The organism is Microbulbifer sp. VAAF005, from assembly GCF_030012985.1.
In the GTDB taxonomy this organism is placed as follows: Bacteria; Pseudomonadota; Gammaproteobacteria; order Pseudomonadales; family Cellvibrionaceae; genus Microbulbifer.
The window spans coordinates 1764184-1779954 of record NZ_CP120233.1 but is presented as its reverse complement, the minus strand read 5'-3'; the positions used below and the strand labels follow the sequence as shown (position 1 = coordinate 1779954).

At 51.2% G+C, this 15771-nt stretch carries 12 protein-coding genes and 1 pseudogene; 8 read left to right on the top strand and 5 right to left on the bottom strand.

Annotation, left to right across the window (positions count from 1 at the left end; genetic code table 11):
- Positions 1 to 187: 187 nt before the first annotated feature.
- From P0078_RS07875 to mutT, 8 genes are all read left to right on the top strand, one after another.
- Positions 188 to 676 carry a cell division protein FtsQ/DivIB gene (locus P0078_RS07875; protein WP_282933863.1) on the top strand — a complete coding sequence of 163 codons (489 nt, stop codon included), beginning with the start codon at positions 188 to 190 and terminating at the stop codon, positions 674 to 676.
- Between the two features lie 115 nt (positions 677 to 791).
- Positions 792 to 2027 carry a cell division protein FtsA gene (gene ftsA, locus P0078_RS07870; RefSeq protein ID WP_282933862.1) on the top strand — a complete coding sequence of 412 codons (1236 nt, stop codon included), beginning with the start codon at positions 792 to 794 and terminating at the stop codon, positions 2025 to 2027.
- A gap of 87 nt (positions 2028 to 2114) precedes the next feature.
- Positions 2115 to 3356 carry a cell division protein FtsZ gene (gene ftsZ, locus P0078_RS07865; RefSeq protein ID WP_282933861.1) on the top strand — a complete coding sequence of 414 codons (1242 nt, stop codon included), beginning with the start codon at positions 2115 to 2117 and terminating at the stop codon, positions 3354 to 3356.
- A 394-nt stretch (positions 3357 to 3750) separates the two neighbouring features.
- A complete protein-coding gene (gene lpxC, locus P0078_RS07860) occupies positions 3751 to 4665 on the top strand; it encodes a UDP-3-O-acyl-N-acetylglucosamine deacetylase (protein WP_282933860.1) in 915 nt (304 codons plus the stop codon).
- A gap of 157 nt (positions 4666 to 4822) precedes the next feature.
- On the top strand, positions 4823 to 5758 hold the full coding sequence (locus P0078_RS07855) for a M23 family metallopeptidase (protein WP_282933859.1): 936 nt from the start codon (positions 4823 to 4825) through the stop codon (positions 5756 to 5758).
- A 163-nt stretch (positions 5759 to 5921) separates the two neighbouring features.
- A complete protein-coding gene (gene secA / locus P0078_RS07850; protein ID WP_282933858.1) occupies positions 5922 to 8672 on the top strand; it encodes a preprotein translocase subunit SecA in 2751 nt (916 codons plus the stop codon).
- 231 nt (positions 8673 to 8903) lie between these two features.
- On the top strand, positions 8904 to 10106 hold the full coding sequence (argJ, locus tag P0078_RS07845; RefSeq protein ID WP_282933857.1) for a bifunctional glutamate N-acetyltransferase/amino-acid acetyltransferase ArgJ: 1203 nt from the start codon (positions 8904 to 8906) through the stop codon (positions 10104 to 10106).
- Positions 10107 to 10115: 9 nt separating this feature from the next.
- Positions 10116 to 10514 (top strand): 8-oxo-dGTP diphosphatase MutT, encoded by a 399-nt coding sequence (gene mutT, locus P0078_RS07840; RefSeq protein WP_282933856.1) that lies wholly within the window; start codon positions 10116 to 10118, stop codon positions 10512 to 10514.
- Positions 10515 to 10567: 53 nt separating this feature from the next.
- On the opposite strand, the gene yacG is transcribed toward mutT, so the two are convergent.
- From yacG to pilB, 5 genes and pseudogenes are all read right to left on the bottom strand, one after another.
- Positions 10568 to 10783, bottom strand: coding sequence for a DNA gyrase inhibitor YacG (yacG, locus tag P0078_RS07835; protein ID WP_282933855.1), 216 nt, complete (start codon positions 10781 to 10783; stop codon positions 10568 to 10570).
- 52 nt (positions 10784 to 10835) lie between these two features.
- Positions 10836 to 11443: pseudogene (coaE, locus tag P0078_RS07830) on the bottom strand (dephospho-CoA kinase).
- Between the two features lie 110 nt (positions 11444 to 11553).
- On the bottom strand, positions 11554 to 12438 hold the full coding sequence (locus P0078_RS07825; protein ID WP_282933854.1) for a prepilin peptidase: 885 nt from the start codon (positions 12436 to 12438) through the stop codon (positions 11554 to 11556).
- 6 nt (positions 12439 to 12444) lie between these two features.
- Positions 12445 to 13659 carry a type II secretion system F family protein gene (locus P0078_RS07820; protein WP_282933853.1) on the bottom strand — a complete coding sequence of 405 codons (1215 nt, stop codon included), beginning with the start codon at positions 13657 to 13659 and terminating at the stop codon, positions 12445 to 12447.
- A 167-nt stretch (positions 13660 to 13826) separates the two neighbouring features.
- Positions 13827 to 15539, bottom strand: a complete 1713-nt coding sequence (gene pilB / locus P0078_RS07815; protein WP_282933852.1) for a type IV-A pilus assembly ATPase PilB — start codon at positions 15537 to 15539, stop codon at positions 13827 to 13829.
- Positions 15540 to 15771 lie beyond the last annotated feature (232 nt).

Below are 15771 nucleotides of genomic sequence, written 5' to 3'. Positions count from 1 at the left end.
GCTTTTCGGCTTTGCTCTATGGTGCAGTCTGGTTGTGGCGGTGGGCGCCATCGGTTGAGCTGAGTAATGTTGATGCCCTGGAGCAAGTTGAGGTGCGCGGGGCTTTTAATGCGGTAACTGAAGAAGAGTTAAGAGAGGTGCTTCTTCCTCACTTGAAAGCAGGCTTTTTTCAGCGGACATTCAGGCGATGCAGCAGACATTACTGTCTAACCCCTGGATTACTTCCGCCTCGGTGAGCAGGCGTTGGCCGAAGGGTGTTGAGGTTGATATCACTGAAGCGCAACCTCTCGCCACCTGGGGTAAAGATAAATTGTTGGTAGCGAGTGGGGATCTGCTACCGCGTCCGTCACATATGGGGGTTCAGTCCCTGCCCGAGCTTGCCGGGGATGAAGAATTGGTAGAGCGGATTATGCTGCAATACCGCGCGCTTGCGGGGTTACTGACCACGCGGGATATGGAGGTTAAACGGTTGTCATTTGACGACCTAAGCGGTTGGCATCTGGAGTTAGTGTCGGGAATTGAATTAAAACTTGGCCATGATGCTTTATTGGAGCGGGTACACCGTTTTCTGTATTTGAGTCGGGGTGTACTGGCGCCGCACTTGCAAAAAGTTGTCAGCGTCGATACGCGCTACAGCAATGCGGTAGCGGTTCAATGGAAAGACGAAGAAAAGTAAACATCGAGGCAGCCCGGGTGGCTGTTTTATAGATAAAAGTTTAAAAGCGAATGCTGTGTTCTGGTCCGATAGCAGAACCTGAAACAGAATGCAGCTCAGCGAGGTTGGCACGAAAATGACACAGGTATCCGATCAGCGCATGATTGTTGGACTGGATATAGGCACCTCTAAAGTAGTCGCTATTGTCGGTGAAGCTTCCGGTGATGGGGAACTTAATATTGTCGGTATCGGCTCTCATCGTTCCACTGGAATGAAAAAGGGCGTAGTGGTTAATATTGAATCAACCGTGCAATCTATACAGCGCGCTGTGGAAGAAGCTGAGTTGATGGCGGGTTGTGAAATTCACTCTGTGTACGCAGGGATTGCGGGAAGTCACATTCGCAGCTTGAACTCTCACGGTATAGTTGCGATTAAGGATCGAGAGGTTACCCAGCAGGATCTCGATCGTGTTATTGATGCTGCCAGGGCTGTCGCTATTCCTGCGGACCAGAAGATTTTGCACACGCTTCCGCAGGAATACCTGATTGATAATCAGGAAGGGGTAAAAGAACCTCTCGGAATGTCTGGTGTTCGCCTCGAAGCAAAGGTCCATTTGGTCAGCGGTGCAGTGAATGCTGCACAGAATATTGAAAAGTGTATTCGTCGATGTGGTCTGGAAGTAGAAGATGTCATTCTTGAACAATTGGCTTCAAGTTACGCAGTCCTGACCGAAGATGAAAAAGAGTTGGGAGTATGCATGGTAGATATTGGTGGGGGAACCACCGATATTGCTGTGTTTACTGGTGGATCTATTCGGCATACCGGTGTGATACCGATTGCTGGAGACCAGGTTACCAATGATATTGCCATGGCTTTGCGCACACCGACACCGCACGCAGAAGATTTGAAAATCAAATATGCGTGCGCGTTGGCAAAACTCGCTCGCGAAGGTGAGACCATTAAGGTACCGAGCGTTGGTGATCGCGCGCCCAGGGATTTATCCCGACAGGCATTGGCCGAGGTCGTTGAGCCGCGCTACGACGAATTGTTTACATTAGTACAGGCGGAGTTACGTCGCAGCGGCTTCGAAGATTTGTGTGCGGCGGGTGTAGTACTTACCGGCGGCTCTTCAAAAATGGAGGGCGCGGTTGAACTGGCTGAGGAAATTTTTCATATGCCGGTTCGCCTAGCAGTGCCTCAGGGTATTGCAGGTTTGACGGATATCGTCAGCAACCCAATTTATTCCACTGGAGTTGGATTATTGATGTATGCGATGCAGCAGGAAGAGGCTCGAGAGGGCAAAATACAGCCTGTGCGCAACGATAATCAGTGGTGGGACAAGGTAAAGCACTGGTTTCGCGGAAATTTGTAATAGAGTGCAACCAGATTTAGCCATCCGGTGAAGGATTTTTTTAGGCATGGCTGTAAAATTCGACATGAGCAAGAAAGGGGAACAGCAATGTTCGAACTAGTTGATAGCGTACAGGATAAGCCTGTCATCAAGGTGATTGGTGTCGGCGGCGGTGGTGGTAATGCTGTTAAGCATATGATCGCCAATGATGTTGAGGGTGTAGATTTTATCTGTGCAAATACAGATGCACAGGCCCTCAAAGATGTTGAGGCCCGCACTATCCTGCAACTGGGTAACACAATTACACGCGGTTTGGGCGCAGGGGCAAACCCGGATATTGGCCGTCAGTCCGCACTTGAAGATCGCGATCGCATTGCTGAGGTATTAACCGGTGCGGATATGGTATTCATCACTGCCGGTATGGGCGGTGGTACCGGTACCGGTGGTGCGCCGATTGTCGCTGAGATTGCAAAAGAACTGGGTATCCTTACCGTTGCTGTGGTTACTCGCCCATTTAAGATCGAAGGGCGCAAACGCACAGTTGTAGCTGAAGAGGGTATCCTCGAGCTGCGTGATAAAGTTGATTCTCTGATTACTATCCCCAACGATCGTTTGCTGGAAGTACTCGGTAGCAAGATCACAATGAAATCTGCTTACAAAGAGGCAGATAACGTTTTATTGGGTGCTGTACAAGGCATTGCCGACCTGATGATTCGTCCGGGCATCATGAACGTGGACTTCGCCGATGTGCGCACCGTAATGTCTGAAATGGGCATGGCGATGATGGGGTCCGGTTCTGCCGTCGGTGAAAACCGTGCGCGCGAAGCGGCTGAGAAAGCCGTGCGAAGCCCGCTACTGGATAACGTCAACCTGGCAGGTGCTCGCGGTATCCTGGTGAATATCATCACCGGTAGCGAAGAGGCGGGCTGTCAGGAACTGACCCTGGGTGAGTACTCTGAAGTAGGTGAGATTGTCCAGGAAATCGCCTCCGATGAAGCTACTGTGGTTATCGGTACAGCGGTAGATGATAAGCTCGGTGATGAGATGCGGGTTACCGTTGTGGCCGCAGGTCTTGGCGAGGGTACTCCGGCAGCGCGTCCGGCAAAGGTAGTGGATAATACCCGCCGCCCTGAGCCTCGGGAGCCCGTTCGTGAAACCCGTGAGGCTCGCGATAGTCACACAGCTCATGCTGGTCACAGCTCTGCAGGGCTGGCAAGCCGCGAGGCCATTGATCCGCGCCCTCGTACTGAAGCGGAGCGCCCCAAGCGCCCGGCTCCTGCCTTGAATCCCGCTGATGCGGATATGGAGTACCTGGATATTCCAGCCTTCCTGCGCCGTCAGGCAGACTAGAAAAACGGTACCGCAGAGGCAGAACACCGCTCATGTCTGCCCGGCTCCGGCTGGGTATTGCCGCTGCGGTACGGCTTTTGCTCGGGTCTACCTTGTCGAATGGGTAGGCCCTTGCCCCGTTTATGCAGATTTCTGCCAGAACCAACGAGTCGCAATAACTATCTAAAATAATTAACAATTATTAACAGCGCTTGCGGAGCTTCCGATCTTAGAATGCTGTCATAGCGACATGCGTTGGCGCTGCAATCTTTGCTTGATCTATCCTCTATAGGTAGGTGGTGCACAGTTGTGGTGACCACTCGCCCAGAATTGGTATTGGCGTCGCAATTGTGCTAGTATCGATGGCTTGCTGCGCCTCAGGGGCGTAGTCCACCGACGGGGAAAAGATAGTTTCATGATCAAACAGCGCACGCTTAAGAATGCTATTCGCGCCACTGGCGTAGGTCTGCACACTGGCAAGAAAGTTGTACTTACCCTTAAACCAGCGCCCGTAGACACCGGTATCGTGTTCCGTAGAACCGATTTGGACCCGGTTGTTGAAATCGAGGCTCGTGCGGAAAATGTCGGCGACACTCTCCTTTCAACCACCCTGGAAAAGGGTGATGTTCGCATTGCTACGGTAGAGCACCTGCTCTCAGCAATGGCGGGTCTTGGCATTGATAACGCGGTTGTCGAGTTATCCGCGCAAGAAGTGCCCATTATGGATGGCAGTGCCGGCCCATTTGTATTTCTAATTCAATCCGCGGGCATCCAGGAGCAAGCAGCTCCGAAGAAATTCCTGCGAATCAAGAAGCCAGTAACTGTAGAGGATGGCGATAAGGTTGCCAGCTTCCTACCTTTTAATGGCTTTAAGGTGTCTTTTACAATCGACTTTGACCACCCGGTTTTCCAGGGGCGCAACCTGAGTTCATCCGTGGACTTTTCCAGTACCTCCTTTGTGAAGGAAGTGAGTCGCGCCCGTACCTTTGGCTTTATGCACGAGATTGAGTACTTGCGCTCTAAAGGCTTGGTTCAGGGCGGTTCCGTTGATAACGCAATTGTGATTGATCAGTACCGTATTCTGAATGAAGGCGGGTTGCGTTATGAAGACGAATTTGTGAAACATAAAATTCTGGATGCGATTGGCGATCTCTATCTTCTGGGGACCAGCCTGATTGGTGAGTTCAAGGCCTTTAAGTCTGGCCATGCGCTGAACAATAAATCCCTTCGCAACCTGATGGCTCAGGAGGATGCTTGGGAAATGGTCACCTTTGAAGGTGAGCAGGAAGAAGCACCGATCTCTTATATCAAACCTATTTTGGCAGTTTGATACTTTCGCAAGAAGCCGGCATTATAGTGCCGGCTTTTTTGTATGATTGTTTCACAGAGAAAGCCTATAGATTTTTGGTATCCTTATTGGTTTGGCACCTCGGCTTGTGAGCTGGGGACTAACGAAAATTAAAAATGTCGAACTTCTCACAGCTCCTATGAAAGTAATCCTGGTTAATGAGCGCGGTGCGACTCGCAGCTTTAATTTTGGCAGTTTGAGCAAAGCCCTGTTGGGGTTGTGCTTGCTGAGCCTCCCTGTGGGTGCATTTCTGCTGGGGGCGAATTTACCGGTTACTAAAACTGACCTATTTGATTCCCGAACGGCCAAGGCCTGGAGTCGCGCACTGCGCAAACAGCAGGAAGAAATTGCTGAAGCAGATAGAGAGGCGCGGGAGCAGCTGGCAGCTCTTACCGTTAAGCTTGCGGAGTTGCAGGCACGTTTAACTCGCCTTGATGCACTGGGTGAGCGTTTAACCTCTGTTGCCAATCTCGATGAAGGAGAGTTTGAGTTTGGCAGTGCACCTGCTATTGGTGGGCCGGAAGACCCCGGAATCGCAGGTGCATCGGAGTTGCCGTATCAGCCACCGGAATTCCTGGATGTTATTGGAGATCTCTCTCATCAGATTGAAGATCGCCAGATGCAGCTGAACACACTCGAATCCCTGATGGCCAACCTCAAACTTGAGGACGAGCAGTTTTTGGCGGGCCGCCCGATCAGCAAGGGATGGATGTCTTCCCGTTATGGTTATCGCACCGATCCATTCACTGGCCGTAGGACTTGGCACAAGGGTGTGGATTTTGCTGGCAAGATGGGCTCCGATGTTGTTTCGGTAGCCGCTGGTGTTGTCACCTGGGCTGATGAGCGCCATGGCTATGGTCAGTTGGTAGAAATTAATCACGGCAATGGTTATTCAACCCGCTATGGGCACAATAGTGAGCTGAAAGTGGGATTGGGTGACGTGGTCAAGAGAGGGCAAATTATTGCCCTGATGGGTTCCAGTGGCCGTTCTACCGGGCCCCATGTTCACTTTGAGATATATAAGAACAACCGCACGGTTGATCCAGCTAGCTATATCCGCCGCACAGGCAGATAAGAACTATCCTTCCTTTACGCGTAATTGTTGGTAGCTTGGCATAAGAGTTGCCAGCGCTTGCGCCTTCCTGTTTACTTGCACCCCTCGCATAAAGGAGCGTCGGTGCATCGATCTGCCCGATATTAGCGCCGACAGCGCAAATAAGATAAGTGGTTTCTAGATAATGATTGGCAAACTGATTAAATCGGTCTTTGGTTCAAAAAATGACCGCGAGCTGAAGCGCATGCGACGCGTCGTGGGAAAGATCAACGCTTTGGAAGAGGATTTCCAGAAGCTTGACGATGCAGGCCTGCGGGCTAAAACGGATGAGTTTAGGCAGCGACTCGCTGACGGGGAAAAACTCGATCAAATCCTGCCTGAGGCGTTTGCGGCGGTGCGTGAAGCGGGTCGCCGGGCCATGGGTATGCGCCACTTCGATGTTCAGCTGATCGGCGGGATGACCCTGCATGAAGGGCGTATTGCAGAAATGCGTACCGGTGAAGGTAAAACCCTGGTTGCAACCCTGCCGGCCTATCTGAATGCACTTGAAGGTAAGGGCGTTCATATTGTTACGGTGAACGATTACCTTGCTTCGCGGGATGCCAATTGGATGCGCCCGGTGTATGAATTCCTGGGCATGACAGTGGGAGTTATTGTTTCCCAGCAGCCACCGGAAGAAAAGAAAGCGGCCTATGAGGCTGACATTACTTACGGCACTAATAACGAATTCGGTTTTGATTACCTGCGTGACAACATGGTGTTGCGCAAAGAGGACCGTACCCAGCGCCCTCAGAACTTCGCTATTGTCGATGAGGTGGATTCCATCCTGATCGATGAGGCGCGTACTCCGCTAATCATTTCTGGAGCCGCCGAAGACTCGTCCCACCTTTATATGGCAATGAATAAGTTGGTTCCCCAGCTGGAGCGTGCCGAAGAAGGTGGGGAGGGGCACTACACCGTTGATGAAAAGACTCGCCAGGTTGAGCTGACGGAACAGGGCCACTTGTTGATCGAAGACCTGTTGTCACGCAGCGGGTTGATGAAGGAAGACCAGTCCCTTTACGCCCCAGGGAACCTGGGCCTGTTGCACCACGTGCACGCCGCCCTGCGCGCGCATGTACTGTTTAATCGCGATGTGGATTACATCGTGCAGAATGGCCAGGTGGTGTTAATTGATGAGCACACCGGCCGGACCATGCCGGGTCGCCGTCTCTCCGAAGGCCTGCACCAGGCGCTGGAAGCAAAAGAGAGTGTGCAGATTCAGAGTGAGAGCCAGACCCTCGCTTCTACAACATTCCAGAACCTGTTCCGCTTCTACCCCAAACTTGCGGGAATGACCGGTACAGCGGATACAGAAGCGTTTGAATTCCAGCAAATTTATGGCCTGGACGTGGTGGTGATCCCCACCAATAAGCAAATTCAACGTGAAGATCTCAATGACCTGGTTTACCTAAGCCAGGAAGAGAAGATGGAAGCGATTATTGAGGATGTGAAGCACTGTCGCGAAAAGCAGGCTCCAATCCTTGTAGGTACCGCTTCTATCGAAACCTCTGAAGAAATGTCCCGCAAGTTGCAAAAGGCGGGAATTAAGCACCAGGTTCTCAACGCGAAATACCACGAGCGCGAAGCACAGATTATCGCCCAGGCGGGTCGCCCGGGTGCAGTGACTATCGCTACCAATATGGCTGGTCGCGGTACCGACATTGTTCTCGGCGGTAATTGGGAGGCTGAAGCGGCAGCCCTGGCCCAGGAGAAGGGTAGTGAGCTGACCGAAGCGGAGCTCGCACAAGTCAAGGAAGATTGGAATAAGCGCCACGAGCAGGTGATCGCTGCGGGCGGTCTGCATATTATCGGTACTGAGCGCCATGAGTCCCGCCGTATTGATAACCAGCTGCGAGGCCGTGCAGGACGTCAGGGTGACCCGGGTGTTACTCGTTTTTACTTATCCCTGGAAGATAACCTTATGCGCATCTTCGCCTCCGACCGGGTGAAGAATTTTATGCAGATGCTGGGAATGGAGCGCGGTGAGGCGATTGAGCACCGCATGGTTTCCAACGCTATCGAAAAAGCCCAGCGCCGTGTTGAAGGCCGCAACTTTGATATTCGCAAGCAGTTGTTGGAATACGATGACGTGGCCAATGACCAGCGCCAGGTGATTTACGGCCAGCGCAATGAGCTGCTAGAAGCTGAGGTTATCAGTGATACCATCTCTGCCATTCGCGAAGATGTGGTTGACGGCATTGTCTCCGGTTCTATCCCCCCCCAGAGCGTGGAAGAACAGTGGGATATTCCAGCCCTGGAGCAGCAGCTCTCTGGCGAATTGGGTATCCAGTTGCCGGTTCAGCAGTGGCTCGATGAAGATCGCACTCTGCACGAAGAGAGCCTGCGGAAAAAGATTACTGTCGCCGCGCAGGAAGCCTATGCTGCAAAAGTTTCCCGTATTGGTGAATCTTCCGGTGATGCCAATCTGATGCCGACTATCGAGCGTCAGATTATGCTGCAAGTATTGGATCAGTTGTGGAAGGAGCACCTTTCCAGCATGGACCACTTGCGTGCGGGTATTGGTTTGCGGGCTTACGCCAACAAAAACCCCAAGCAGGAATTCAAGCGCGAGTCTTTCCACCTGTTCCAGAGCATGCTGGAGAACCTCAAGCATGAAGTGGTGCGTATTCTTGCCCACGTAGAGCCGATGACTCGTGAGCAAGCGGAAGAGATGGAGCAGCGTCGCCTGGAAGAGCAGCGCAGGCAGCAGCTTGAGCTGCAACACGCTCAAGCTTCGGCGCTTCCAGAAAGTGAGTCCAAGGAGCAGCAGCCGGCTGCCCCGGCACCGGAGCGTCGCGGTCCTAAAGTCGGGCGTAATGATCCCTGCCCCTGTGGTTCCGGGAAAAAGTACAAGCAGTGTCACGGCAAGCTGGCTTCCTCTACCCAGAGCTAATTCTCTACTGCTTGAATTCAGAAAGTGCCCCGCTTAGCGGGGTATTTTTTTAACCGGTAAAAGAATTATCTGCGGAAAAAAATTCCCATTCCGCAGATAAGTTTATTTTTGGCTTGCCTTACTGAAGTTCGGCTTTGATAATGTCGACCGCTCATTTATTTCCGCTAATCCGTTTGGGTGGACCGGGGTCTAGGTTTGCCTGCGCTGTGATAGCCCAAAGTCGTTATTCTTATGCCTGAATTATCCATACTCGTTGTCGAAGGGGTTCGCCTCGCCAGTGTACCCGCCAGGATCAAAGACTGGGAACGCAATGACCTGTTGTTGGTTGAGCTTGCTGAAGGAACTTCAGTTGCAGCCACTTTTACCCAGAATACTTTTTGTGCGGCTCCAGTAGCGGTGGCCAAAGAGCATATCGCCAAAGGAGAAGTGCGAGCCCTGGTGGTTAATGCCGGCAATGCCAATGCCGCTACTGGGGTAAGGGGGCTGGCGGATGCCCGGGCTACTTGCGAGGCGGTGGCAGATGCACTGAAGATTTCTGCCGAACAAGTATTGCCTTTTAGTACAGGTGTCATTGGTGAGCACTTGCCGATGGAGAGGTTACTCGCTGCTATCCCGGGGTCTGCTGGACAGCTTGATCCCGCCGGGTGGGAATTGGCGGCCGAGTCCATTATGACTACGGACACCCGGCCAAAGATTGCAAGTCGCAAGTTAATGATTAATGGTGAAGAGATTGCCGTTGTCGGTATAGCCAAAGGTTCCGGCATGATCCAGCCGAACATGGCTACCATGCTCGCCTATGTCGCCACTGATGCCGGTGTGGCGCAACCCCTGCTAGATCAAATGGTACGCGAAGTTGTCGGGGCCTCATTTAATCGGATTAGCGTAGATGGAGATACCTCGACGAATGATGCTTGTGTTTTGATGGCCACAGGTGCTCGGGGGGAGATGATCAGCAGCTCTGAGAACACTGGCTACCTGGAGCTGTATAAAGCAATTTCGGAAATTCATATAGAGCTGGCCCAGACCATTGTCAGGGACGGTGAGGGGGCGACCAAGTTTGTTACCGTACAAGTGGATGGCGCGCTCAGCAGTGAAGAGGCCTTGGCAGTAGCTTTTGAAGTCGGTGATTCTCCGCTTGTGAAAACTGCACTTTATGCTTCAGACCCTAACTGGGGTCGGCTGGTTATGGCGATCGGCAATGCTATCCAAGGCGAGTTAGACACCGATAAGGTGGAGATTTTCCTCGATGATGTACAGGTGGTAAGTGCCGGTGGGCGCGCACCTGGATATCAAGAGCAGGCTGGAGAGCGGGTATTTTCAAAACCCGAATTTACAATCCGTATAGAGCTGGGTCGAGGTGCCAGTAGTGAGCACATCTGGACCTGTGACTTCTCTCACGAGTATGTCACCATCAACGCAGAATATCGGACTTGAGGTAGTGGAGTGAGTAAGGTTGTCCATGTTGCTGTTGGTGTAGTAACCCGAGGGGACGGCAAGATCCTGATTGCCCGCCGCCCCGACCATTTGCATATGGGAGGGCGCTGGGAATTTCCCGGTGGCAAGGTGGAAGTTGGTGAGTCTGTGCAGGAGGCGCTCTATAGGGAGCTACTTGAAGAAGTGGCCATTGAAGTACAGGAGTTGCAGCCTCTGGTAGAAATTCGTCACGATTACCCTGAAAAAACCGTGCTGCTGGATACTTGGCAGGTAACGCAGTTCACGGGTGAGGCCCTAGGACGAGAGAAGCAGGAAATCAAGTGGGTGTCTGCTGGGGAGCTGGATAACTTCCACTTCCCCGATGCCAATCAAGCAATTATTGAAGCGGTAAAAGGGAGTTTCTCCTAAGCTTCATCTTGAACAGCTGCTTGCAGGCAGCTGTTCAAGTGGGTTGGATGGCCTTAATGGCGGGGCTTGTTCGGGTCCAGGTCATCACTCAGCACATCGTCATACACTGACTCCCCGGGAATCTTGTGTCCCTCACTAGCCCATTCGCCGAGATCAATCAGCTTGCAACGTTCGCTACAAAAAGGTTTGAAGGGAAACTTATTGCTCCATTCAATTGGCTTTTTGCAGGTAGGGCAGTTGAGTGTCGGCGTTACGCTGGATTTAGGCATAAGTTAGCTTGGGCTCTAAAGTGATCTGAATCGGAATTGTACTCTAATTAACTTAGCTCGACTGTTCCAGCCGGGCAATCCGTAAGTACTCCCGATGGAGTTGCTCTACTTGATCTTTGAGTGAAGCTAAGTCACTAGCGTTATCCAGCACATCATCCGCCTTCTCTAGTCTTTGCTCCCTTGTCAGTTGGGCCGCCATGATTTTGCGAATCTGTTCCTGCTGGCTGTTATCGCGCACGCTGGCGCGCTCAAGCTGCAAAGCCTCGGGTAGATCGACCACACAAATCCTGTTAACGAGCTCATATTGGCCTGACTCAATCAGGAGGGGGATTCCAGTATCGCGTAGGGCCCCTGAGTTCCGTTCAGCGAGGAAGTTATCTCCTCTCTTATCAGTGGGTGTAATAGACTTTCCAGCCATTGCCGTTCGCCTGGGTCGTCAAATATCAGTGTGCGCAGTTTGCTCCGGTTTAATTCGCCACTTTCCAGTAAGACATCGGCCCCGAAGTGTCGGGCTATCTGTTCCAGAGCGGGCTTTCCCGGTTGTACCACAACCCTTGCCGCCCAGTCTGCATCTACTACATTAATGCCCAGGCCACGGAAATACCCAGCTGCTGCTGACTTTCCGCTACCGATCCCGCCGGTTAAGCCTACGGTAAACAATGGCTGCCCTCCCCAAGAATAAATAGGTTGCGGTATAAATAAAAACCCCGGCCAGATAGCTGGCCGGGGTCATAGTAAAGCAAATAGGTGGAGAATAGTGAGTTGGTCGTTTAGCTGCTAAGACCAGAGATATTGAAATACCAGCTCATGATTTGATCACCCCAAAGCATGGCGATCCAGCCGGCTCCGGCAAGGTGGGGGCCAAAGGCGATGGGCAAGTTGCGATCCCGCCCTGCGGCAATGCTCCAGGAAATTCCAGCAGCTGCGCCAACAGCAGCGGAAAGTAGGATGACCATTGGCAGCACTTGCCAGCCAAACCAGGCGCCAATGGCTGCTAGGATTTTAAAATCCCCAGCCCCCATACCTTCCTTACCGGTAACAATCTTAAAGATATGGAACACCAGCCACAGTGACAGATAGCCGGAGATAGCGCCGATGACTGCGTCCTGCAAAGAAGTAAAAGCTCCCCAAATATTGATGAGTAAACCGGCCCAGAGTAGCGGTAGAGTAATGCTGTCTGGAAGCAGCTGTTTGTCAAAATCGATACCTGTTAGAGCAACGAGAGCCCAAGTAAAGAAGCATCCAGCTAATGCCTGCCAAGTGAAGCCCAACTGCCAAACAACAATGGCAGTCAGAATACCAGTTACCAATTCCACCATTGGGTAACGCTTGGAAATAGCAGTACCGCAAGAACCGCATTTTCCGCGAAGGAAAAGGTAGCTAATGACGGGGATATTTTGCCAGGGCTTAATCTCAACCTGGCACTTGGGGCAGTGGGAGTGAGGGAGTATCAGGTTAAAAGGCTTATTTAACTCTTTTTGCTCTTGGGCAGTGGGCTTTGTATCAAAATAGCTATAGAAATCCCGCTTATATTCCCGTTCCATCATAACGGGGAGGCGCAGGATTACGACGTTAAGGAAGCTGCCTATTAAGAGGCCTAAAATAAAGGCGCTGCCTATGAGCAGCGCTAGATGATTCTGGAGTACGTCTAACATTTGGCTTTAGATTACATTACCCATATTAAATATTGGGAGGTACATTGCGATCATCAGGCCACCGACAAGGACACCCAGAACAGCCATGATCATCGGTTCTAACAAGGTAGTAAGATTATCCACCAGGTTGTCTACTGCTTCTTCGTAAAAGTCTGCAGCTTTACCCAGCATCTCATCGAGAGCGCCGGACTCTTCACCAATTGCAGCCATTTGAATCAACATGGTGGGGTAAAGGCCAGATTGTCGCATCGCCAAGTTAAGGGGTACACCGGTAGCAACTGAGTCCCTTATTTTTAGGGTTGCCTCCTCATAAACACAGTTGCCGGTTGCTCCGGCAACGGATTTGAGTGCATCGATAAGGGGGACACCGGCTGCAAATGTGGTTGACATGGTTCTGGCAAAGCGGGCAGCAATTGAGTTGTAGGTGATAGTGCCAAGAATGGGAATACGCAGCATAATCCTGTCAAAAGCCTCAGCGACTTTTTTATTACGCTTCTTTATTTCAATCGTACCGCCGACACCAACAATGACGGAAAGCAGGGCATAAAACCAGTTGGCTTGCATCCACTCTGAGATATTGACCACTAAGAGGGTGAATGCGGGAAGGTCTGCACCAAACCCCGCAAAAGTTTGTGCAAATTGAGGAACAACCTTAATCAGCAAAATGGATGTGACGATAACAGCTACAATAATGACGGCGATAGGATAGGTCATCGCCTTCTTGATCTTTGCCTTTAGAGACTCGGTTTTCTCCTTGTAGGTAGCAATCCTGTCCAGCATAGTTTCCAGGGCACCAGACTGTTCACCAGAGGCAACCAGGTTACAAAACAGATCATCGAAGTACACGGGGTGTTTACGGAGTGCCTCGGAAAACCCTGTGCCAGAGGCAACTTCACTCCGAATTTTTAATATCAACTCTTTAAGGGCTTGGTTGTCGGAGCCATCTGCAACAATGTCAAAGCTCTGCACCAGAGGGACACCGGCTTTCATCATGGTCGCCATTTGGCGAGTAAATATGGCGATATCGACAGGCTTTACTTTACCTTTACCGCCGCCAAATAAAGGTTTTGGCTTTTTCTGCACGCGATTGGCGATAATCCCTTGCTTGCGAAGCTGGGCCTTAATTAGCGCAGGGCTGGTTCCGTTGATTTCACCCTCGACCTTTGCGCCCTTACTATCTACGCCTTTGTAGATATATGTTACTGCTGCGGCGTTGGCCATAGTTATTATTCCTGCCTGTTGTCTCTTGGTGCCAGTGATGAGGCTGGCAGTGTGGATTTTATCAGACCTTGGTGTTTTCTTTGTGTTTAGGGCTGAAACCTAAATGCAAAGGCAATAATGCCTGACCTTTCCTTAGGATACCGCTATAGATCAGTCGTCGCGAAGTGCTAATCCTTCGTGACCCTATTAGCCTCTTCCAGGCTTGTAACGCCCATGACAACTTTGCGTAGGGCTGAGGTTCTTAGGTTGTTGAATCCTTCATTTTTTGCCTGGTCGGCAATCTGAATTGAATTGCCTCCCTCCATTATAATTCTTGCGATACCATCGGTGATGCGAACCACTTCATAGACGCCGACTCGCCCTTTATAGCCTTTCGAGCAATGATCGCAGCCGACTGGTTGAAATATTGTCCACTCGTTTTCTGGTACTGTTACCGCATCAAACCCCTCGGCTGTTAAAACTTCAGGTGGGAGCGTTGTGGGCTTTTTACACTCTCCACATAAACGCCGCGCAAGTCGTTGAGCGATAATAACGCTGACCGAGGTTGCAATGTTGAAGCTGGGGACGCCCATATTCATAAGGCGGGTTAGGGTTTCAGGGGCAGAATTGGTATGAAGTGTTGAAAGAACCAAGTGGCCGGTTTGTGCTGCCTTGATCGCGATTTCTGCTGTTTCCAGGTCTCGGATCTCACCCACCATGACAATATCCGGATCCTGGCGTAAGAAAGAGCGCAGTGCCTCGGCAAAATCCAGTCCTACCTTGGATGATACGTTAACCTGATTAATGCCCTCCAGGTTGATCTCTACAGGGTCTTCGGCTGTTGAAATATTGCGTTCTGGTGTGTTGAGAATATTTAGGCCTGTATAAAGGGAAACTGTTTTCCCCGATCCAGTGGGGCCGGTTACCAGAATCATTCCCTGTGGCTGTGCCAGGGCATCCATGTAGATCTTTTTTTGCTCATCCTCATAGCCGAGTGCATCAATTCCCAGTTTGGCTGAAGACGGGTCCAAAATCCGCAAAACAATTTTCTCTCCCCAAAGTGTCGGTAAGCTGTTAACACGGAAGTCAATAGCTTTGGTTTTCGACAGCTTCATTTTGATGCGCCCATCCTGGGGGACGCGACGCTCGGAGATGTCCATTTTCGACATCACCTTTAAGCGGGCAGAAATACGAGGTGCTAGCTGTATAGGTGGCTTGGCTACTTCGTGAAGAACGCCATCGGTACGCAGGCGGACGCGGTAAGATTTTTCGTAGGGCTCAAAATGAATATCAGATGCGCCGGTACGGATTGCGTCGAGTAGGACTTTGTTGACGAAGCGAACAACAGGAGCTTCATCTCCCCCAGGGGCATCATCACTATCCTGGCTCTGCTCATCGCCACCGACATCCAGGGCGTCGAGTTCATCATCATCAATACCCTCCAATCCGGCCCCGATATCATCACCGTCAGAAAGGTAGCTCTCTATTGCTTTGCTGAGCTTATCAGCCTCTACAAGTACCGCATCTGTGTTTAATCCGGTGTTAAAATTTATTTCATCCAGGCCGGCGAGGTTGGTGGGGTCGGCCACCGCAATAAAAAGCCGGTTACCACGCTGGTATAGGGGGAGGGCAAAATGTTTGTTGATGAGCTTCTCATCCACAATGCCCCTGGGCAGCTGCTCGAAATTAAAGCAGCTGAGATCGAGTAGCGGAGAGCCAAAAGCTTGGGAGGCAATATTGGCGAGTTCCTTGCTCTTGATTAGCTTTGCTTCTATCACATGCTGAGCAAAAGCCTGGCCAGCTCTTTGGGCGGCCTTTAAGGCCGACTGGGCTGTTGCTTGGTCAAGAATGTTGTCTGCTACCAATTTCTTGGCGAGGCCACTTAAAGGGATGTTACTCATACCGAAAGATTACTCGTAAAAATAGCCGCTGATCATCGATACTGCTGCGAAGCCGGCTATTGCTGCAATCGAATGTTTATATTGCAAGGGGTACCACTAAATATAGGGTTGGCAATATAGCGAATAAGGTGCCGAGAGCCAAATAGTGGAGCTCACGACCGGATCTGTTATTTCTTTATTGTCTTGGTTTGGCCAAAACTGACATTTTTTGTCAGTTATCATCTTGCTTTGT